The organism is Acidihalobacter prosperus (assembly GCF_000754095.2).
GTDB classification, from domain to species: Bacteria; Pseudomonadota; Gammaproteobacteria; order DSM-5130; family Acidihalobacteraceae; genus Acidihalobacter; species Acidihalobacter prosperus.
Map to the genome: position 1 here is coordinate 115,334 of NZ_JQSG02000006.1, position 20,313 is coordinate 135,646.

General features: G+C 63.7%; 21 protein-coding genes. 1 reads left to right on the forward strand and 20 read right to left on the reverse strand.

Going from position 1 to position 20,313, the window contains the following annotated elements; all coding sequences use genetic code 11:
- Window positions 1-14: 14 nt before the first annotated feature.
- From THPRO_RS11225 to THPRO_RS11295, 19 genes are all read right to left on the reverse strand, one after another.
- Window positions 15-305, reverse strand: a complete 291-nt coding sequence (locus THPRO_RS11225) for a DUF1330 domain-containing protein (protein ID WP_038091719.1) — start codon at window positions 303-305, stop codon at window positions 15-17.
- Between the two features lie 101 nt (window positions 306-406).
- The gene (locus THPRO_RS11230) at window positions 407-985 is read right to left on the reverse strand and encodes a GNAT family N-acetyltransferase (protein WP_201786983.1); all 579 of its coding nucleotides are present in this window, start codon (window positions 983-985) and stop codon (window positions 407-409) included.
- An 83-nt stretch (window positions 986-1,068) separates the two neighbouring features.
- Window positions 1,069-1,608 (reverse strand): cysteine hydrolase family protein, encoded by a 540-nt coding sequence (locus tag THPRO_RS11235; RefSeq protein ID WP_038091723.1) that lies wholly within the window; start codon window positions 1,606-1,608, stop codon window positions 1,069-1,071.
- An 89-nt stretch (window positions 1,609-1,697) separates the two neighbouring features.
- On the reverse strand, window positions 1,698-2,003 hold the full coding sequence (locus THPRO_RS11240; protein ID WP_038091725.1) for a DUF1330 domain-containing protein: 306 nt from the start codon (window positions 2,001-2,003) through the stop codon (window positions 1,698-1,700).
- A gap of 109 nt (window positions 2,004-2,112) precedes the next feature.
- A complete protein-coding gene (locus tag THPRO_RS17515; protein ID WP_082954616.1) occupies window positions 2,113-2,508 on the reverse strand; it encodes a GFA family protein in 396 nt (131 codons plus the stop codon).
- 106 nt (window positions 2,509-2,614) lie between these two features.
- A complete protein-coding gene (locus tag THPRO_RS16375; protein WP_082954617.1) occupies window positions 2,615-3,055 on the reverse strand; it encodes a GNAT family N-acetyltransferase in 441 nt (146 codons plus the stop codon).
- A 119-nt stretch (window positions 3,056-3,174) separates the two neighbouring features.
- The gene (locus THPRO_RS16380) at window positions 3,175-3,678 is read right to left on the reverse strand and encodes an RES family NAD+ phosphorylase (protein WP_145930845.1); all 504 of its coding nucleotides are present in this window, start codon (window positions 3,676-3,678) and stop codon (window positions 3,175-3,177) included.
- 133 nt (window positions 3,679-3,811) lie between these two features.
- On the reverse strand, window positions 3,812-4,237 hold the full coding sequence (locus THPRO_RS11245; protein WP_161489981.1) for a GNAT family N-acetyltransferase: 426 nt from the start codon (window positions 4,235-4,237) through the stop codon (window positions 3,812-3,814).
- A 93-nt stretch (window positions 4,238-4,330) separates the two neighbouring features.
- Window positions 4,331-5,176 carry a GIY-YIG nuclease family protein gene (locus THPRO_RS11250; protein ID WP_038091727.1) on the reverse strand — a complete coding sequence of 282 codons (846 nt, stop codon included), beginning with the start codon at window positions 5,174-5,176 and terminating at the stop codon, window positions 4,331-4,333.
- Window positions 5,177-5,280: 104 nt separating this feature from the next.
- Window positions 5,281-5,913 carry a class I SAM-dependent DNA methyltransferase gene (locus THPRO_RS11255; RefSeq protein ID WP_038091729.1) on the reverse strand — a complete coding sequence of 211 codons (633 nt, stop codon included), beginning with the start codon at window positions 5,911-5,913 and terminating at the stop codon, window positions 5,281-5,283.
- Window positions 5,914-6,005: 92 nt separating this feature from the next.
- Window positions 6,006-7,295 (reverse strand): hypothetical protein, encoded by a 1,290-nt coding sequence (locus THPRO_RS16800; protein ID WP_145930846.1) that lies wholly within the window; start codon window positions 7,293-7,295, stop codon window positions 6,006-6,008.
- 402 nt (window positions 7,296-7,697) lie between these two features.
- Window positions 7,698-8,963: a cytosine deaminase gene (locus tag THPRO_RS11260; protein WP_065089655.1), complete on the reverse strand. Its 1,266-nt coding sequence runs from the start codon at window positions 8,961-8,963 to the stop codon at window positions 7,698-7,700.
- A gap of 105 nt (window positions 8,964-9,068) precedes the next feature.
- Window positions 9,069-10,490, reverse strand: coding sequence for a cytosine permease (locus THPRO_RS11265; protein WP_038091731.1), 1,422 nt, complete (start codon window positions 10,488-10,490; stop codon window positions 9,069-9,071).
- 217 nt (window positions 10,491-10,707) lie between these two features.
- Window positions 10,708-11,706: an ABC transporter substrate-binding protein gene (locus tag THPRO_RS11270; protein WP_065089656.1), complete on the reverse strand. Its 999-nt coding sequence runs from the start codon at window positions 11,704-11,706 to the stop codon at window positions 10,708-10,710.
- 66 nt (window positions 11,707-11,772) lie between these two features.
- Window positions 11,773-12,564: an ABC transporter permease gene (locus THPRO_RS11275; protein WP_052064548.1), complete on the reverse strand. Its 792-nt coding sequence runs from the start codon at window positions 12,562-12,564 to the stop codon at window positions 11,773-11,775.
- 257 nt (window positions 12,565-12,821) lie between these two features.
- Window positions 12,822-14,084: an amidohydrolase family protein gene (locus THPRO_RS11280; protein ID WP_038091741.1), complete on the reverse strand. Its 1,263-nt coding sequence runs from the start codon at window positions 14,082-14,084 to the stop codon at window positions 12,822-12,824.
- Window positions 14,081-15,433, reverse strand: a complete 1,353-nt coding sequence (locus THPRO_RS11285; protein WP_038091743.1) for an 8-oxoguanine deaminase — start codon at window positions 15,431-15,433, stop codon at window positions 14,081-14,083. The genes THPRO_RS11280 and THPRO_RS11285 overlap by 4 nt, the downstream gene beginning before the upstream one ends.
- Before the next feature lie 73 nt (window positions 15,434-15,506).
- Window positions 15,507-16,223, reverse strand: coding sequence for a GntR family transcriptional regulator (locus tag THPRO_RS11290; protein ID WP_052064534.1), 717 nt, complete (start codon window positions 16,221-16,223; stop codon window positions 15,507-15,509).
- Window positions 16,224-16,343: 120 nt separating this feature from the next.
- Window positions 16,344-18,485 carry a tRNA(Met) cytidine acetyltransferase TmcA gene (locus THPRO_RS11295; RefSeq protein ID WP_065089657.1) on the reverse strand — a complete coding sequence of 714 codons (2,142 nt, stop codon included), beginning with the start codon at window positions 18,483-18,485 and terminating at the stop codon, window positions 16,344-16,346.
- 91 nt (window positions 18,486-18,576) lie between these two features.
- On the opposite strand from THPRO_RS11295, the gene greB reads away from it, so the two are divergent.
- A complete protein-coding gene (gene greB, locus THPRO_RS11300) occupies window positions 18,577-19,083 on the forward strand; it encodes a transcription elongation factor GreB (protein WP_065089658.1) in 507 nt (168 codons plus the stop codon).
- On the opposite strand, the gene THPRO_RS11305 is transcribed toward greB, so the two are convergent.
- Window positions 19,080-20,216 carry a TDT family transporter gene (locus THPRO_RS11305; RefSeq protein ID WP_038091746.1) on the reverse strand — a complete coding sequence of 379 codons (1,137 nt, stop codon included), beginning with the start codon at window positions 20,214-20,216 and terminating at the stop codon, window positions 19,080-19,082. The two genes, greB and THPRO_RS11305, sit on opposite strands and share 4 nt — an antisense overlap.
- Between the last annotated feature and the right edge of the window lie 97 nt (window positions 20,217-20,313).

The following is a 20,313-nucleotide window of genomic DNA, read 5'->3' on the forward strand; positions in this document are numbered from 1 at the left end:
TCCAGCATATCGACTCACGTATTCCCCTCGACGAGCACCAGCTTGCTAGTGGTCGTCCGATGGCGAATCTTGAAGAGCGCTTGCGCTTCGGGATCTTGCAGAAAACTTTCCGCGTGGTGTCTTGATGGGAACTCAAGAATCACCATACGCTCAGGCTCCCAGTCACCCTCAACCACGACAGGCTGCACGCCCTGAACGATATAGTGACCACCGTGCTTTTGAATGAACTCGGGTATGCGCGCCATGTACTCCCGAAATGGCTCAAGGTCGTGGATAGCGAGATCGAGTACAAGATATGCCTTCACTGAAGCGCGTCTCCGTTTTTTCCGTTTAGAACCAAACCCACGCCATGCAAGGTAATCCACTTAGGCAAAAGACAAGACCTGGCCCCGTTGTTTCCCGAGCATCAGTTCCCGATAGGGCACCGCATCAACGGCTGAAAGCAACCTAACGCGCATCCTGCGGCCAAACGTTCGACATGAGCGGCAGCTTGCCGACGGCGCAGCCGGCGGTAAGACATCCGCTCGATGGCGGGGTTAGACGCCAGATCTTCGACCATAGCGAAAAACTCAACGCCCTTTGCATTTTCTTTGGTGACGCGGAACCCAAGCCGACGATGGAACGCCATGGACAGGCGGTTGGTCTTGTACACGTGACTGCGCAGCTCAGTAATGCTTTCCCGACGCGCAAGCTCACTCACTTGCTCAAGCAGCTCGCGCAGAACGGGCGCACTGCGATGCTCAGGATGGGTATTGAAGCCGCGCACGAACCAGGACGAGCCCGAGACCTGATTGAGCATGGCATAAGCCACCAGCAGATCGTTACGGCGCACCGCGCACGTGCGCGAGAAGCGAAGCGAAGCGAAGCGAAGCGACTCCCGGAGATTGGCCGCATGCTGTTCGGGATCAACTCGATCCCCGGCAAGCTCCGTGAGCTCTCGCAACGTGAGCAGATCAAGGGCGAGCAACTCTTCGACGGTTGGCATTTGCTGATGCCTAACGCTTGCCATAACCGGCGAGCAGCAACGGCGCGAAGTGGCATTGCTGCGAGTCCGTGTCGATGGCCCGATTAGGCTGCAAATTCGACCTCTGCACTCGGGACGGCAATGGCGCGAGGACCGAAGCTCGAGATATTGGTCAAGGTTGCGTTCTCGTGTGCGATGACCTGCTGCGGCGAAATAGCTGCATTGCCCGCAGACGTGTGGCCGTCCGAAACCAATACGACAGGAAAACCCAAAGCAAGCGCACGCCGGGTAGTTGTATCAATGCAGAACTCGGAGTGCATGCCGCAGACAACCAATCGCTGAACACCGTCTTCGCGAAGTAGCTCTTCAAGGTTCGTTCGAAGAAACGCATCAGGCGTTTTCTTGCGTACTTTAAGGTCACTCGGCTGCACGTCCAGTCCGTTGGCCAGTTGCCATGCAGATGTGCCGTGTTCCAGATAGCCCGACTCAGATTCGTGCTGCACGAAGATCACCGGCGCAGCTGCGAGGCGAGCCTTTCGTGTCACTTCGTTGATTCGGTGTATGGTTGCCGCGCAATCGAAGGCCGCACCCTCACCCTCACAGAGGCCTTGTTGTACGTCGATGACGAGCACAGCTGATTTCATATGGGCAAACCTCGTTTGCAACCTAATGCCTGAGTTCAGCCAGCCGAAACCGCATAGCGGTTTTGGGTCGGCTGCAGTGATTTGTTGGGCTATTGCGCCGCAAATTGTGCAACGCCATCGACGAATGTGAGTTTACGCTCTAGCGCCTTATTCCGGAATTGCAACGCCTCCGCATAGGCTGGAGATGTATACCATTCTTTGGCACGCTCCAAAGAAGGGAATTCGACGATGACAATCTTGCGATCGGTTGATTCACCCTCCACGACTACGGGGTCAACTCCACGGGCAAGATAGTGACCATCGTATTTCTCGATGGATGCTGCCGCATGCCTCATGTAGTTAGCCGCCGCCTCTTTGTCGAGGAGCTTCACTTCGGATATTACGTAAGCTGCCATGATAGTATTTCCTCCCAGTAGTCATCAGAAGCCCAACGTTTGACGTAACAGGCAGCTTGCGCGTAAGCGCAAGACGCCCCCTTGACGGAGGGGTTAGGTGGCTGCTTACTCATGGCATGTGCTCCGCCTCCGGCGGGGGAACAACCCACCGGTGCATTCGTGATTCGTAGACGGACACGCGGGGCGAGGGAAAGCTTGGATCTGCAAAGGTACCAACAGGGATTGCCAAGTACGCTTCCAGTCCATCGGACTCATAGAAGACGGTCGATCCGCACCGAGGGCAGAAGTGGAACCTAATTCGCGAGCCCTCATCGCCAACGCGAACGTATTCAGTTGAGGCACCCGAAATCGATACATTCTCGCGAAGAAACCTGGCCTGCTCACCAAAGGCACTGCCGGTTCGGCGTTGGCAGGCCAAGCAGTGGCAAATTGAGATACGCACAGGCTCGCCGACGACCTGAGCCGTAAGCTGACCGCAACTGCATGAGGCAAGACGAATCGACATGTGGGCCTCTCAGGCACCTAACGCCGCAATTCACCGGCGGCAAAAAGCATAGTGAGGAACGAACGACGCTTTTTGCCGTCCGAGTGAAATTGCCTTGTTAGCTGCTCTATTCAACCGACTTCCTCATAACCATAATGCTGCTGTTTTCTGTAAAGCCCAGAGACGAATAGAATGACGAGGGAATGCTATCTCTTTGGGTGATCAAGTAGATTCTTGAAACACCCCGGCCTTTCAGGCTTATAGTTAGATTCCTAATAAGAGTACTGCCCACTCCTTTTCTTTGGTCTTTTCCACTTACGCACATTTCTTTTAAATAGTAAAAATGTGCGCCATTCCATTTTTGAATTTCACCGGCAAGGAATCCTATAATTTCACCGTCACGGACTGCCTTCAAGGAAACTGTATTTGGGCATGCCAGGAAGTCACTTAACCTTTCAAATGCATCTTCAATACTCCACTCTTCATTCCAAGGCGGTTCTTTGAATATTGATACATAAAGTCTTGAGCATTCAACCAAGTCATCATTTTCTATATTTGCAATTTCCATGGCTCTTCATTCTTTCAGCTAACGTTTGACGTGAGGGGCCGCCGAAGCGGCGAAGCCGCGAAGGGAACCCACAAGCGCAGCTTGTGGGCGGTCACTCTCGACGGAATTGTTAGGCCGCATCAGGAATCTTTCGGATCGATGGCGCGAACAACGGGAGCGTTGCTCTCATTCCAGCGAAAGAGAACCAGATGCCATAAGCCAGGGCGCTTGCGCGAAGGATCAATTAAACCGTTTGCCCCAACTTCGATTAGCCGGTCGCGAACTGCCCATGAACGCGGAGAGCCTCCCGACTGAGCTTCCTCTTGCCAAGGTGCAGCAGCGTCAGCTGGATCAATACCAATCGTTGCCAGTGCGGATAAGTCCCGAAGATCGACAATCCGACTGGCTTCGACCTCGATTTCGATGGTCTGAAGCACCGCCGACCGCGTATCTTTGTGGGCGATCATGGCTGCTTCAACGCCATCGACGGACGAGCTTAAGTAAAGAGTAGGTTCATTTGGCCTTGAATAACGTCCCGCCGATCTGGAGCCTGATATCGCACTGGAGCGAAACTGAGGATCTATCGCCCGGTAGAAGGTGCCACGTAAAACTGGGACAAAAAATGATAGATCGATCTTGTGCATTGGGTGTGCCGGGGCGTGAGGCCTAACGCCCAAGTTCACCTGCGGTCCAGTTGCCGCGAAGCGGCGGCTGGGACGCCGGAGTGGAACTTGTTGTTAGGCATCAACTCCACCTATACCGCCTCCTTTTCCGCTTTCAACATCCTCCAGACTCGCATTCTGGTGTGATGCGCTTCTGGAGTACTCGCCAGGTAGTGGGATCTACCCAGCCGTTGTTGAGCCAGAAGTGATTTCCGTGTTGATTGTCGTTGTACACGAAGATATTGCAGCGCGGAATTTTTGCTGACGCCAAATGCGTATACGCGTACTCAAGCAACTGCCTGGCGATACCCTGCCTTCGGTATTCCGGGACAACAGCCAAGTGTTGGATAGACCCCGCTCGACCATTGTGGCCGCACAGAATTGTGCCTACGACTTTGCCGCTTTCCGCGGTAGCGACAGCGCTGAAGCCTGGGTTTCTCTCAAGAAAGGCCTGAATCGCCTCTGGCGTATCAGACTCGTTCAATCCGATGCCCTCAATCCCGGACCAAAGCTGGATCGCTTGCTCGTAGTCCTCAAACACAAAAGCTCTGTATGAGATTCGAGGTATGGTCATTCTGGAGCCTAACGCTTGAGTTAAGCCGCGCCGCGAAGCGGCGTCGGCTTGGACGAATTGTTATACGGATTCCAGTTGCTTCAGAGTTTTCCCACTGGCGTCCTTCCACGCGGTTCGGCCATTTGCGGTGCCTCCATGAATCACCGCTGCTGCCGCACTTGGGCTGGAGAATTCGTGGTTCTTAGTGAAGACCAAATGGCCCTCGGCAGATGCCAGAACGCCATCCTTGAGTAGCTGCTCGCGAGCGCTAATAACCCAGGGATAGTCTTTGGCGGAAGGTCGGAGCGACGAAACCGCCTGCGACTGAGCAAGTACCACGATGCCGTTCGGTGTGAGGTGGCCGCTAGCCTTGAGGCCACTGATCTCACAGAAGAGTAGGCGCGCCTCTTCTTTGGACTCAGGCAGTGCGGCAATGGGCACCAGCACTTCCACTCCTAGAGCGGGAAGCAACTGCTCGATCTTTTCGAGGAAGATTTCCATGTCCGCGCGATCAGACTCGGGAAGCTTTGACGTTGTTGCCTGGGAGTTCGTAAGGCTCGCCCGGCCAGCAAGCTTTGCTAGTTCGATGAGCCGGCCTTCCAGATAGCGGATGTGGGACTTGGTAAGGTTCTCGTCCTTGCTCGTGAAGTAAACGGCCTGGTTCCAGAAGTCCTTGTCGACATGCTGCTTGAGCCGCGATTGGATTGACTCTGCTTCGCCGATGTAAACAGCCGGTCCGCCGGACAATGGATCCACGCCGGTGAGCAAGTAGACGCCAACATTCCCGGCCTCCTCGCGCTTTAGAAGCTGGTCAAGCTCTGTGCGCGGGCCTGCAACGGCTTTACCCGACCAATTAGAAATCTCTCCGGTCCGCAGGCGCTTCGGATCGCCATGGGGTAGGTAGATTTTGATAGTGGCGCTAGGCATGTGTGTTGTCCGTATAACGCCTGAGCTCAGGTGCGTTTGAGGCGATGGCCGCTTTTGCGGCAGCAAAAGCGGGTGGCGGGTCAAACGTCACCTGCAACGATTTGTTAGCCGCCAAGCGCGCCATGCGCCAGCCAAAAGTACTGACTTTCTTGAACAAAGACCTCTCCTGCATGCGGGCGGATCACCTCATAGAGTTCGCGCGCCTCTGGGAAATTCTTCAGAACCTCATGCTTCGAACCGTCTGAAAGCGTTCGCAGTTGAAATGTATCTCCCGTTTCAGACCGACGCGATATCGGAGTACTGCTCCCTTCAACGTAGCGATTGTCAAAGAACACAAACCGGGTTCCGGGTTCAAGAGCATGCGCTAGACCTGCCAAGAATGCACTGATCTTGCTGCGCCCGATGTGGGACCAGAAGAAGCCAGCAACGAGGCAGTTGTACTGCGAAGAAGGTGGCAAAGCGTATGCGTCTAGTGCGCCAGCCGTAACTTTGGGCGAGCTGCATGATTCCAGGGCGACTTGAGCGAGCTTTGGGGATGCGTCCGTTGCGTGCACCGAGGCGGCGGACTTGATCATTCGGCGTGTCCAGTAGCCCGTGCCGCAAGCAAGCTCCAGCACGTGAAGGCCGGAAACCAGCCTCAGCAAATTTTTCTCAAGCTCTGCGAGATCGCCTTGGCGCTCAGGCTTTGAATAGATCGCCTCGTATTCAGGCTGGCGTTGTTCGTAGTACTGGAGCATCTTTTTTTGGCGGCTAACGCCGCGCATCACCAGCCGCAAAAAGCATGGCGACGAAGACGCTGTGCTTTTTGCAGTCTGAGTGAATGCGATTGTTAGCCAATTTCATTATCGACCTTTAGTGTTGGCTCAAGAAGTTTATAGAGCGCGTTGTGCCAATTAGGTATTTGCCAGTTGATTTGTGGAAATTCTGACTTCCAATCTTCCCCATAAAGATCCTGGCGTGCAAAGCATCCGGCCCCTCTTAAGTATGCCGGTACGCCTTTGACGAAATTGACACCATTTCCTTTATGCACCCATCCATTGGGTATGGGGAAAAACTCATCAAGAAGCTCAAGCGCTTCTGGAATCTTTTCCGATGGAATACCTGTCGCCTCTGATATTTGCAGTAGCTCTCTTTCATCGGTTGGGCAGTAAAACCCACCAAAGACCTCGATAAACACTTGGAGAAAATATGGGATGTGCTGCGCATACTCAAATTTACTGAGCGCGTTCATTCCATTCTTAAATGAGTCGGGAAGAAGCGCCTTTATGAGATTCCCCCAACTAAATGCATTCCCCTTCTTGCTTTGTGAGTCAGCTTCCTCAAGCAGTGCATCGTATGCGTTTTTGATGATTGCAATCCTGGCCCGAAACTCTTGTGCCATGACGTACTGCAAGTGGGCGCGACCATACTTATCTGACACGGAACTACGAACAGCCTTCACATTATCTTGCGAGGTATCTGCAACATAATTAATCAAGCTTGAAGTTATCTGCGGATACACCTTGTATGCATCATATAAAGCATCAACTCGTGAAATCGGTGATTTCTTAAATAGGCACTCATCTAACGCGGCAAGATAATTTTGGGTATTTCGAATTGCCTCGGGGATTTCCGCGTGACTTTTGCACCATTCTCTGAATTTACTTTGAGCTATTCGGTCAGCTGACCTAGACCACCACGACGTAAGGAATATGCATTTTGCGATTTTTTCCGGTATATCAAGGCCGACGGGAATATTTTCTGATTTCTCTTCTCCATCAATATTGATATTTATCGTGGATACTGGAACGCTCCCGCATACTTCTTGTATTGCGCCTTTTTTTGTCTCATTAGTTACTTTCTTGTGTATTAGCCATGCGTGGGTCTCGGATGTATATAGCACTTGTCCATAGAGCTTAAAGATATCTGAAATACCCCATTTCCCACTCTTGACCTCAACAACCTTACGGTTTTGGTAGTCATTTGTGGGGGTGGCTAGTGCGTCAAATTCAAGAACCTCTTCGCTACCTTTTTTAAGAATGAGTCGAGTTTCCAAATAATATCCATGCGCTTGTAACAAAGAACATATCTGATCTTCGTAGTCGTATCCGTGTGCATCCTTAGGTAAACGTATGGGCATGGCTACTCCATGGCTAACTTAAAGTAGACACCCTAAAGGGGTGCGTTGAATCACACCTGGCAGGTGCCTAAACTACAATCATGCTTGCCTTATCAAGGCTTGCACATCACATCAAGCCGTCAAATACACCCTAAAGCGGACAACAAGTACACCTCTGCGCGCAGCCGGGATCGAATAGCTGCATCCGCAGTCCAATACCCACTCACGCTAAAAAATTAGGAACTGGCGCGGTCACACCGCGATAGCCGAGCTTGTTTCCCTACATGTGAAATTCCACGGTATCGAGCACCATCGCCCGCACGCGCCAAGCGAATGACCACGATAGACAACGGGTTAATGAAGTAGAGCTGTGGGTGGCTGATAAGTTCCGCCGCTGAGCGATGGTCAAGCGTGAAAAGGCACTCAGCCCGGCGGCGAAACGTCCAACGCCTCGCCCAAGACCCGCATCCCCACACCTTCGCGCTCGGCGACGAGTACGCCGTTACGGAATATGGCGCGGCGTGGCGGGAGACGGCGCAGGGCCTCGTCCTCCGTGGGGACGTCCCACAGGATGAGGTCGGCGGGGGCGCCGATGGCGACGGCGTGATCGCTCAGGCCGAAGGCGGCGGCGGGCATGTCGGTGAGCATGCGGAACAGCCAGGGGCGTTCGTCCGCGCCGACGATCTGGGCGTAGTGCATGAGCACGAAGGCGGCCTTGAGCGGGTCGCCGTCGCCCATCGGATACCAGGGGTCCATCACGGAGTCGTGGCCGCAGGCGACGTTGAGCCCTGCCTGCAGCATTTCCTTGATGCGCGCGTGGCCGCGGCGCGTGGGATAGCCGTCGAAGCGCCCCTGCAGCACGGAGTTGTCCAGCGGATTGGTGACCACGTGCAGGCCGGCGCGGGCCATGTAGCCGATCAGCTTGCCGGCGTAGGCGCCGTTGTAGCCGTGCGAGGCGGTCAGGTGGCTGGCGGTGACCTTGCCGGACAGGCCCTGGCGCAGGGTCTGCGCGGCCATGACCTCGACGAAGCGCGACTGGTCGTCGTCGGTCTCGTCGCAGTGGATGTCGACCAGCCGGCCGTGTTCGCGCGCCTGCGCGAGCACCCATTCGACCGAGCGCACGCCGTCCTCGCGCGTCATCTCGAAGTGCGGGATGCCGCCGATGCAGTCCACGCCCAGCGCGATGGCCTCGCGCATCAGCGCCTCGCCGTCGGCGAAGGCGTAGATGCCCTCCTGCGGGAAGGCGACGAGCTGAAGATCGAGGGTGCCGCGCAGGTCCTCGCGCAAACGCAGGAGCGCGCGCAGGGCGACCAGCGAGGGGTCGCAGACGTCGACGTGGGTGCGCACGTGGGTGACGCCGTGCGACAGCATCCACAGCAGCGTCTTGCGCGCCCGCGCGTAGACCGATTCCTCGGTCAGCGCGGGCTTGATCTCGGCCCACAGGGCGATGCCTTCCCACAGCGTGCCGCTGCGGTTCGGGCGCGGGGTGCCGGCGGTGAGCGTGGCGTCGAGGTGGCAATGCAGCTCGACGAAGCTCGGGCTGAGCAGGCCGCCCGCCGCGTCGATCTCGGTGCCGCCGCCCGGCAGGTGCGGGCCGATGGCGGCGATGCGTCCGCCGGCGATGGCGACGTCGCAGGGCTCGGCGCCGCGGGCGGTGATGCGGGCATTGCGGATCAGGATGTCGGTCATAAGGCCTCGGTCGGTCTACGGGGCCGGCGCCCCGGCGGGCCGCCGCCGTCCGTGCGGGCGGCGGCGCGTGCGTCGTCTCATTTTAGGGCGCCGCCCTGGCCGGCGTCAGCGCGCGTGCGCGCGCAGTTCGATCGGCCGCAGGATCGCGTAGACGATGGCGGCGAAGACCACGCCCAGCTCGAAGCCGACGTCCATGCCGTAGGGCGGGTTGAACAGCGCGGCGACGGGGCCGACGAAAAGCAGCTGCGCGGCGCCGAGATACACGCCGAACAGGCCGGAGGCCATGGCGACGATCGCCGCCCAGCCCACCGGCAGGTGACGCGCCTCGTTCCAGCCGTCCAGGTTGTAGCGGCCGCGGCGCACGATGAAGTGCTCCAGCAGCAGGATGATCGACCACGGACCGAGCCAGTACGCCACCATCAGCAGGAAGTTCTCCAGCGCGGCGTTGAAGTGCGCCGCTGCGGCGATGGCGATGGCGATGTAGACCACCGCGCCGATGAAGGTCCAGACCGCGCGGTTGACCTTGTGGAAGGCGCGTCCGAGCACCTGCATGGACAGGCCGAGGCTGTAGTCGTTGGGGATGTTGTTGGCGATGACCGACAGCGCGAGCAGGAGCAGCAGCAGCTCGCCGAAACCGCCCAGCGGATGCAGCGCCGCGGCCAGCAGCGCGCCGCCGCCCTCGTTCGCGGCCTTGGCGAAGGCGCCGACCGTGGTCAGCGACAGGCCGAGGGTCTCCAGCAGGATGCAGGGGATGGTCACACCGAAGAAGGTCAGCCAGAAGATCTTCGCGGGCGGGGTGTGCTCGGGCTGGTTGACGCTGTAGTCCGCCGCATAGGAGCTCCAGCCGGTGGCGAAGCCGTAGATCGCGCCGCCGAAGGAGATCAGCGAGGCCCAGTGCGCGACGTTCCACGCCGGCGTGGGCACGATGCCCATCTGGCCGCCGGCGGTGAAGGCGACGATGAGGAAGATCGCCGCCATCGGCATCCAGGCGTAGCGCTCGTAACGGTGCACGTAGCGGTAACCGTACACGCTGACCGCGGTGGTGAGCGCGGCGATCGCCAGGATCGAGGCCCACACCGGCACGGCACCGTGGCTCAGCGCGGTGATGATCTGCGAGCCCACGATCACGTTCACCGCCGACCAGCCGATGCAGGCGGCGACGTTGAACAACGCCATGATCTTCGCGCCGTGCCAGCCGAAGGAGAAGCGCGCGATGGTCATCTGGCGCAGGCCGAGGCGCGGGCCGAGGGTGGAGAAATAGGCCACCGGCAGCACGCCGAGCATGTTGAAGGCGAGGATCACCAGGAAGCTGTCCCAGAAGCCGAGGCCGAACACCGGGATGGCCAGCGCGCCGAGCGCCACGGTGGAAATGACCATGTTGGCGGACAGCCACAGGGTGAAGTTGTCGAAAATGCTGACGTGGGTGCGCTCGTGCGGCAGCACGCGCTCGATGCCGCGCGCCTCGATGCCGCCGGGGAAGACGGCCGGATTGACGCCCAGACTGGAATCGTCGGCTGAAGTGGACATGCGATAGCTTCCTCGTTTGTTGTTGTGGTTTGTCCGCGCCGGGCGGCCGCGCGCGCCTCGGGGACGCGGAGCACCGCCATGACGGCTGGCCGGGGCAAAATGCAAATATCGGACCGCCGGACGGCGGCGCCCCGTGGCGGCCCGGTAACGAGGAAGCGGATGGTAACAGCAGGCGGGCCTGCACCCAAAGCGTGCAGGCCCGCCTCGATGCGGCGCGTTATTCGCTCGCCACGGCGGCGCCGGGGGGCCAGCCCACCCCGCTCGGCACGTAGTGATAGGCGCCGCTGAGGTTGGGGTCCCGCGGCAGGATGCCGGCATCGGCCAGCTGCCGAGCCATGCGCCGGAGCACGGTGCCGTCGATGCGGCCGAGGTCGTAACCCACCGGCGGACGCATGATCTCGTAGATCTTGGCCAGCCCCTTGAGCTCGAAGGGGATGTTCAGGCTCGGCGAGGCCTTGGCCAGCATCTTGCCGGCCTCTTCGGGGTGCTGGAAGGCATAGCGGTAGCCGCGATAGCGCGCGTGCAGCACTTGGCGGATGATCTCGGGGTGCTCGCGCAGGGTCTTCTCGGTGGTGAACACCACGTTCTCAGGCCAGTCGACGCCCAGATCGCTGTACGACACCACGTGATACGGCTGCTTGGCGTGCTCGGCCGCCACCATCACCTCGTTGTAGACCATGCCCGAGGCGAACTCGTAGCGGTGATTGAGCCAGGCGCCGAGGGTGGCCGGATCGCCGGTCTGGTTGACGATCTGGACATGCTGCGCCCAGTCCTTGCCGAACACGGCCTTGATCGGCGTGTCGTAACCGATCCAGGTGGCGAAGGTGCCGTGGATGTCGTCCTTGGTCTTGACCGGTTTCCAGGACAGGATTCGCATCGCCGAGTGCTGGAAATCGGCGGACAGGATCACCAGCGGCAAGCCCTGGCTGAGCCGCGCGCGCACGACGTTGTATGGCAGGTCGACACCCAGGGCGACGACGCCGTCGCGACTGGCGGCCATCACCCGCTGGATGGGCGACAGCCCCGGGCCGCCCGGCACGATGCGCACGTCGAGATCGCCGAAAAAGCCCTTATCCTTGGCCACCACGTCGCCGATCGACTCGGCGTGGATGAACCAGGATTCGATCACCTGCACCGACGGCTTCTCCGCCGCCTGAGCGCCGAAGGCCGCGAAGCCCAGCAGCAACAGCCCTGCCCTTGCCCATTTCTGAATCATGCCCTTGTCTCCCTTTTGTGTTGGCCCTTCAAGTCGTGCATCGGCGCCGGCCGGGCCGGCGCCGGTTCAGCCGGCCGCGCGCAGCCGCATCCGGTGCCAGCCCAGCACCCGGCGTTCCAGCAGCTCCAGCAGCCCCATCAGCAGCCAGCCGAGCACGGTGCACAGCAGGGCGCTGAGGAAAACCCGTGGGGTATTGCCCACGTAACGCGAATCCATGATCAAAAAGCCCAGCCCCTGATAGGCGCCGAACAGTTCGCCCACGATGGCGCCGTTGACCGCCGCCATCGCGCCGCCCTTGAGGCTGGTCATCAGCACCGGCAGCGACGCCGGCAGCTTGAGGTAGAGCAACCGCTGCATGAAGCTGGCGCTGTAGGAGGTCATCAGGTCTTCGTACAGCGGCGGCGAGGCGCCGAAGGCCTGGTGGGTGTGATAGACCACGGCGAAGAAGCAGAACAGCGCGGCGGCCACGGTCTGCGCCTCCATCGGCGCCGGAAACCAGATCACCACCAGGCCGGCCATGGCCACGAAGGGGACCGAGTTGAGCGTGACCACCAGCCGCTGGATGTAGTCGCGCAGCCAGTGCGGCAGCCCGAGCAGCGCCACCGACACCAGCAGCGCGGCCACGCTGCCGACGACGAAGCCGATGCCAATCTCGGCGGCGGTGATGAGGGTGAAGTGCAGCAGCAGGCCCGGCTGACGGCCGGCTTGGAGCAGCACCTGCAGGGGATCGGGCAGCAAATAGGTCTGGCCGTACAGACGCGCGACCACCGCCCACAGCCCGATGCTGACGACGCCGAAGATCACCCAGCGCCCGACCGCCGCGCCCCCGGCGCCGGCTGCTCCCCCCTTAGCCTCCATCTTGCCCGCCCTTTTGCCGTATGCCGGCCCGTCGCGAATGCGCGCGGGCCCGTCCAGAATCATAGCGGACTGGTCCGAAAACGCCGGACGCCCACCCGTATCGCGTCGCCGCCCTGTCCTGGCGCCGACGTCGGCCTTCGGTTTCGCCATGCAGGGAGTGGGCCGGATCGCGCAGGCCCGTCTCGCGCCGCCGGCTGGCGGGTGCGACGCGGCTCGTGCGGAGTCCGCGCACCATGGCGGTGCGCGTGGCGCCTGGATCAGGCGGAAGCCGTGCGCGGCGGTGCGGCGGGCGGGTCGTGGCGCGCGCCCGCGATCCAGGTGGCCAGCGGGCGACCCTCCAGCTCGGCCATGCCGCCGCGCGTCCACTCGCCGATCCAGCCCTCGACGTCGAGCTGGCCGCCGGGCGCGGGCAACAGCACGAAATCCGCGCGCTTGCCGGCATCGAGGTTGCCCGCGACCGCATCGCGCCCCATGCACTCGGCGCCGGCCAGGGTGGCGCGGTACAGCGCCTCGACGGCGCTGACCGCCACGCCGGCGGCGCGGTGCGCATCGAGATAGCGCTGCATCACGTGCAGCAGGCTGTGCGAGGGGCCGGCGCCGACGTCGCTGGCGAGCGCGTAGGGAATGCCGTGGCGGCGCACGGCTTCGAGGTCCATGCGCCCCGAATCCAGCGCCTCGTTGCTCGACGGGCAGTGCGCGATCCAGCTGCCGCGCGCGCGCAGCACGGCCCACTCTCGCGGCGAGAGGTGCACGCAGTGCCCGAGCACGCTGCGCGGCCCGAGCAGGCCGGCGCGATCGTAGACGTCGGTGTAGTCCTCGGCGTCGGGGAATTCGCGCAGCACCTCGCGGATTTCGCCGGGCGATTCGGACAGGTGCGTCTGCACATGGAAACCGCCGACGCGCGCATACACGCCCAGCTCGGCCATCAGGCGCGGGCTGCAGTTGAGCGCGAAGCGCGGCGAGACCACATAGCGCTCGGTGCCGAGCCCACTCGCGCGGCGGTCCAACTCGACGGCCTCGTGCACGCTGGCGCGCGTCAGCGCCTCGGGCGCGCCATGCTCCATCACCACGTCGCCCACCATCCAGTCGCCCACGCGCGCCTGGTCGGCGATGCGCACCGCCTCGGCGTGCGCGCTGGAATAACTCATGCCCATCACCGTGCCGGCACGCACGGTGTCGGCGAAGAAGCGCTGCGCGGCGGCGCGCGCGAAATCCTGATCGGCGTAGCGCGTCTCCTCCGGCCAAATGTGCTCGCGCAGCCAAGGCATCAGCGCTTCCTCGAAGGCGCCGCGCACCGGATGCTGCACCCAGTGGATGTGCACATCGGCAAAGCCCGGCACGATCACGCCCTCCAGCGTCTCGACGCGATCGTGGGCCTCGCCGACGCGCATCACGGCATCGAAATCGCCGAGCGCCTCGATGCGCCCGTCGCGCACGCGCAGGCCGCCGTCGATCCAGGCGTCGTACAGGTTCGCGCCGCGCGGATTGATCATCGGCGCGCGGTAGACGACGGCGCTCACGCGCGCACCCCCGCGGCGGTGAGCAGCGCATGCGAGGCGGCGCGCTGCGCCGCGGCGAGGGCCGCGCGATCCACGCCCGGCACCTCGCCGTCGATCAGGCGCCACGCACCCGCGACCATTACCCGGTCGGCGTTCTGGGCGGCGCAGAGGACCAACGCGGCCAGCGGATCGCCAGCCCCTGCGAAGCCGAGGTCGTCCACCCGGAACAGCGCGAGGTCGGCCTGGCAGCCGGGCGCGATGCGCCCCAGCTCGGGCCGGCCGAGACAGCGCGCGCCGCCCTCGGTGGCCCAGCGCAGCGCGTCGCGATGGCCGATTACGCCGGCCCCCGCGTGCAGGCGCTGGAGCAGGAAGGCCTGGCGCACCTCGGCGATCAGGTTGGAGGCATCGTTCGAGGCCGAGCCGTCGACACCGAGCCCCACCGGCGCGCCGGCCGCCTCCAGCGCCGGCACAGGGCAGCGACCGGAGGCCAGGATCATGTTGGACGAGGGACAGTGGGCGACGCCCACGCCGGCGGCGCCGAGGCGCGCGATCTCGGTCTCGTCGAAGTGGATGCCGTGGGCCACCCAGACGTCGTCCGCGATCCAACCGAGGTCGTCGAGGTAATCGACCGGGCGGCGACCGAAATGCGCGAGGCAGTAGTCGGTCTCGTCGTCGGTCTCGGCCAGATGGGTGTGCAGCCGGGCGCCGTGACGACGCGCCAGCGCGGCGCTCTCGCGCATGAGGTCGGCGGTGACCGAGAACGGCGAGCACGGCGCCAGGGCGATCTGACGCAACGCGCCCTCCCCGGCCTCGTGGTAGCGCGCGAGCAGTCGCTCGCTGTCGGCCAGGATGGTGTCCTCGCGCTGCACCACGCTGCGCGGCGGCAGGCCGCCGTCGTCCTGCGACAGGCTCATCGAACCGCGCGTCAGCACCGTGCGCAGGCCCAGCTCGGCCGCCGCCTCCAGTTCGATGTCGATGGCCTCGTCGAGCCCGGCTGGAAAGAGGTAGTGATGGTCGACGGCGGTGGTGCAGCCCGAGCGCAGCAGCTCGACCAGCGCCGTGCGCGCGGCGACGGCGAGCTGTTCGGGCCGCAGCTGCGCCCACACCGGATACAGCGCCTCCAGCCAGGGGAACAGCGGCTTGTCCAGCGCCGGCGGGCAGGCGCGCGTGAGGGTCTGGTAGAAGTGGTGATGCAGGTTGATCAGGCCGGGGACGACCACGTGCGCGCGGGCGTCGAAGGTCTCGTCCACCGGCGTCGCCGGGCGCGCTCCGGCCGGCAGGCATTCGACGATGCGGTCGTCCTCGACCACCAGGCCGCCGGCGGCCGCCTCGGCGAGGATCGCCAGCGGCTCGCGTATCCAGGTGCGCATGCGTACTCCAGGGTCAGAAGTGGTGCGCGGGCATGATAATGCAACGTTGCATACACATACACCCCGCCACGGCCTAGATTTGTCCGAAACGGCTGTTGCGGCGCTGCGAAAGCTGGTGAAGCGTGAGCGACTTGGCGAAGGCCTCGCTCTGCGAGATGTGGGTCTGCATCAGCGCGAGCGCCCCCGGCAGGTCGCGGCGCAGCAGGCACTGGACGAGTTCGTGATGCTCGGCGTAGGTCCGGTCGATGCGTTCGCCGCTGGTGAAATCGAGCCGCCGCACCACCCGGATGTGGTTGTTGATGTCGCGCAGATAGTTCGCCAGCACCACATTGCCGCCGCCCTCGGCCAGCGCCAGATGGAAGGATTCCTCGCGCGCCACCATCACGCCGGGATCGTCGGTGCGGCCGGGCTGCGTCACGGGATCCCATTCCGCGCCCAGCGCCTGCAGCGCCTCGTCGGCCATATGCTCGCAGGCGAAGCGCAGCGACAGCGCCTCGAGATCCTGGCGCACTTCGTAGTACTGCCCGAGTTCGGCGATATCGAGCTGGCGGATGAAACAGCCCTGCTTGGGCCGGATCAGCAGGTAGGCATCCTGTTCCAGGCGCTGCAGCGCCTCGCGCACCGGCGTGCGGCTGACGCCGAAATACTCGGCCAGCTCGGTTTCGGTGACGCGACTGCCGGGATACAGCTCGAAGCTCAGGATCATTTCGCGCAGCCGCACGTAGATGTCTTGTGCGGAACAGCGGGTGCCGGCGCGCGGCTTGGCGGACACATCGACGGGGCGACCCATGCTGACCTCCTCGGAACAGGCATTGCTGGCGAGCCGTGGTGACTCTTGCGGACCGTTGCGTCCACCCGGACGGTCACTATAGCAAACCGCTCCGGCCCGTCGCATGGAATGTTGCATGCATCAATCCAGCAGCCTCGCCGCCGCCTCGCGCAGCAACGCGATCACCTGCCGCCGGCCGGGCACGCCCGCGCGCGCCGCGACGTGCTCCCAGCCGCGTTTTTGCAGCACCTTCATCGCCAGCGCCTCGTGCGCGCGGCCTGCCGCAGCCGCCTGCGGCAGCGCGTCGACGGCGAGACGCCAGAGCGCGCCGAGCGCATCCTCGTATTCGCGTGCACCGGCGACGAAGTCCGCCGCCTCGCGGCGCCATGCGGGGTCCAGCGCCGGGGCCGGCGCCTCGCTCGGACCACGGGCGAGCAGTTCGAGCGCCAACCGCGGCTCGACGCCGCGCAGCGAATCGCCCAGCAGCTGGGGCAGCGACTCGAGATAGCGCCGGCGCAGGTCGGCATGCAGCCGACCGGCCTGCGTACTCACGGGCCTCAGAACCAGGGCCGCATGGGCGCCGCTGACGGCCTCGCGGGTCGCCCCGACGCGCAGCGGCAACAGGCCCGCACGCCGCCAGAAGGTCAGCAGCGGCGGCGTCGCGCCGAAACTCGCACCCAGCCAGTCGAGGCCCTGGATCGCCGCCTCGTTCGCCAGGCGGGCGATCAGTGCCGCGCCCAGTCCCCGGCGCTGCAACGTCGGATGCACCGCCAGCCGCACCACCCGCCAGCCGCGCAGGGCCATGGCGTCGGCGCGCCCGCAGTGGGCGGCAAGCACCTGCGGCAGCAGGTGACCGTGTACGCGGCGCCGGCCCTGCGCCACGCCGGCAGCGAGATCGGCCGGCAGCCCGCCCTCCTCCGCCACCAGCGCCACCGCCACGACGCGCCCGTCCAACCGCGCGACCCAGACCGCAAGCGATGGGCCGTCGAGCAGCTGGCGCAGATCCTGCGGCCGGGTCCGGTAGTGGGCGATGATCAGCAGGCCGAATACCTCGCGCAGCAAGGCTTCGTCCGCCGCCAGGGCATCCCGGCCCAGGCGTTCGATCGTGGCGCGCGCAAGCGGATGGCCGGCGGCCCCGTCGACGACTGCCGGCTCGGCATCGAGTAGTAGCGCGCGGAAACTAAGCGCCTCCAGGGGATCGCCGGCGGCCCAGCGCACCGGTTCGTGGAGGCTCAGCGCGCGCCAACCCGGCGTCTCGGCGTCGAGACGCGCGGAAAAACGCAGCGCGAAGGCGCGCCCGGAGCCCTCGTAGCCATGCACGGTGGTAGCGAAGGCCAGCCGCGGACAGCGCCGCAGCAGCCGCAGCACCAGCGCCTGCGGCAGGCAGGCGGCCTCGTCGACCAGTACGAGGTCGGTCTGCGGCGGCGCCTCGGCCAGAGCGTCGGGCGCGACGAATGACAGGCTGGCCTCGCCAAGGGTCAGCGCGGTGCGGGTCCGCCGCGCCGCCGGCAGACGCCGCGCCGCATGCGCGAACACCGCTTCGACCGCCGCCAGGCTCGGGCCGGTCACCACCACGCGCCGGCCGTGTTCGGCCATCAGGACCGCGGCGGCCAGCCCGAAGGCCGCGGACTTGCCGCGCCCCCGATGCGCGGTCAGCACGGTGGGACGGCGGCGATGGCCGGTCGCGGCGCGCAACACCGCGGCCACGGCGGCGCGCTGCTCGGGATTGACGCAGCCATCGGCCGCGATCCGGGGCGCGGCGACGGGCGTTGCGATCGGCCGCCTCGCCTGCGCATCGCCGGCGAGACGGCCGTCCTGGCCAAGCACGCAAACGCCCGGCGCATCGGCCAGCATCCCGGCCAGCCGCGCGAGGAAGCGGTCGCCGGCCGCCGGCGACCCGCGCGCACGGGCGCACGCCGGATCGGGGCAATCGCCCCACGCCGCCAACGGGGGGCTCAGCAGGCACAGCAGGCCGCCGCCGACCAGGGTGCCGGCTACCGCGCCGAAGGCATCGGCATCGAAACCGGCGAAGGCATCGAGACACACCCGCGCGTACTCCCTTCCGAGCTGGCCGCGCGCCTCGCGCGGCGCGCAGGCCACCCACCCCGGCGGCGCATCCGGACCGATCCATAATCCTTGCGCGGCGTCGGGCAACGGCAGCCGCGCGGCCTCCGCGCGCGCCCACCCGGCCTCGCCGCCGAGCACGAGCACGCGGCGCTGCCGGCTGGCGCTTGCGGCGGCGCTCAGGGACTGGGCGAGCTCGATGGTGTCGATGGGCGGCATGCGGCTGATATTCGGACTTCGCGGTGACGAATGGGAGCCATTATGCCGCACGCGGATATACTGCCGCTTTGCTTCAACGGAGCACGCAGCAATGGGCCGCTGGCGACCCCCACCACCGAGATCATCGCCTTACATCACGCCGGAAGGCTATGCCGCGCTCGCGGCCGAACTGGAAGCGCTGTGGCCGCGCCGCGCCGACGTGACCCGCCATCTGGCCGCCGCGGCGGCCGAGGGCGACCGTTCCGAAAACGCCGAGTACATCTATCGCAAAAAGGAGTTGCGCGAGGTCGATCGCCGCATCCGTTACCTGCAGAAACGCCTGCCATCGCTCAAGGTCGTGCAGCGCCCCCGGGCCGCGGAAAAGGTCTATTTCGGTGCCTGGGTCCGGCTGGAAACCGAGGCCGGTGAGGAGGTCGAGTACCGCATCGTCGGCGCCGACGAACTCGGCGGTGCGGGCCTCATCAGCGTCGATTCGCCGATGGCCCGCGCCCTGCTCGGCAAGGCCGTGGACGACGAGGTCTGCGTGCGCACGCCGCAGGGCGAAGCGTTTTACTGGGTATGCGGCCTGCGTTATGCATCGGCGGAAGGCGAGGCCTAGGTCTTGTGTCCGGGCCCGAGCAGTGCGTTCTCGCCCGACAGGCACGGCGCGTTGAACAGATACCCATGCCACATGCCATGGAAGGTCCGCACGGTCACCACGGCCCAGAAACCCGCGAGCTGAATCACCAGCAGCGCGCCGAAGATGCCGAACGCGGTCAAGCCGGTTTCGTGCGCCAGCTGCAGCGTCGATGCCGCGTACACGCCGAGCGGGAAGGTGAAACCCCACCACCCCATGTTGAACGGCAGGCCTTCGCGCAGATAGCGCAAGGTCAGCAGCCAGGCCATCACCCACCACCACAGGCCGTAGCCCCACAGCATCAGGCCGCCGATCAGCCCGACCCCCCGGGCCAGCGGCCCGAGCGCGGCCAGCGAGGAACCGGCAAAGGCCGCCGGCGCCGCCGTACCGAGGAGCAACAGCCCGAGCGCACCGGTGCCCATCGGCCCGAGCACCAGCCAGCTCGATACGGCCATGTCGCGATGCGGCAGCTTGTGCAGCACCAGCCGCAGGAACAGGATGACCACGATGGTCAGCGCCAGCGGCATCGACAGCGCCCACAACACATAACTCGTCACCACCACCACTTCCGCGGCGGCGGGTGCCAGATGCGGCGCCAGCATGCCGCCGGCGGCCGCCGTCACCTCGGCCGATACAATGGGCAGCAGCCACACCGCCGTCATGCGCTCGAGCAGGTGCGCCTGCCGCGTGAACATGAAGTAAGGCACCAACCAGCCGAAAAGAGCCGCCAGCAGGGCATCCAGCCACCACAAAGCCTCCGCCAGGACGACCGCATGGGGCCCGATCAACTGGGGTCCGAACAGCAGCCAGCCATCCAGTATGGGCACCAGCCCCATCGGAATGGCACCCAGGAACATGGATTGCACGGGATGACGCAACAAACGCCCAAGGCTGTCCGGAAACCAGGCGAAGCGGGCGATCAAAAGCCCCGAAAACAACACGTAAAGGCCCATGTCGAACCACCACAGCCCACGCGTCAGCCAGGCCTGTCCCGGCATCGCCGCGGGAAAGCTCTCGTGCAGGCTCAGAAACAGAATGCCCGTGCCCATGTTCATGGTGAACCAGTTGGGCGTGAAATGACGGACGATCTCCTTGAATGATTTTCCCGACTGCATGCGCTCCTTCCTTTTGCCCGGCCAACCGGGCCGCCGCTTGAACGGGGCTCAGATTAGCGCGCCTGTAACATTTTTAATAATTATGTTTTTATCTATT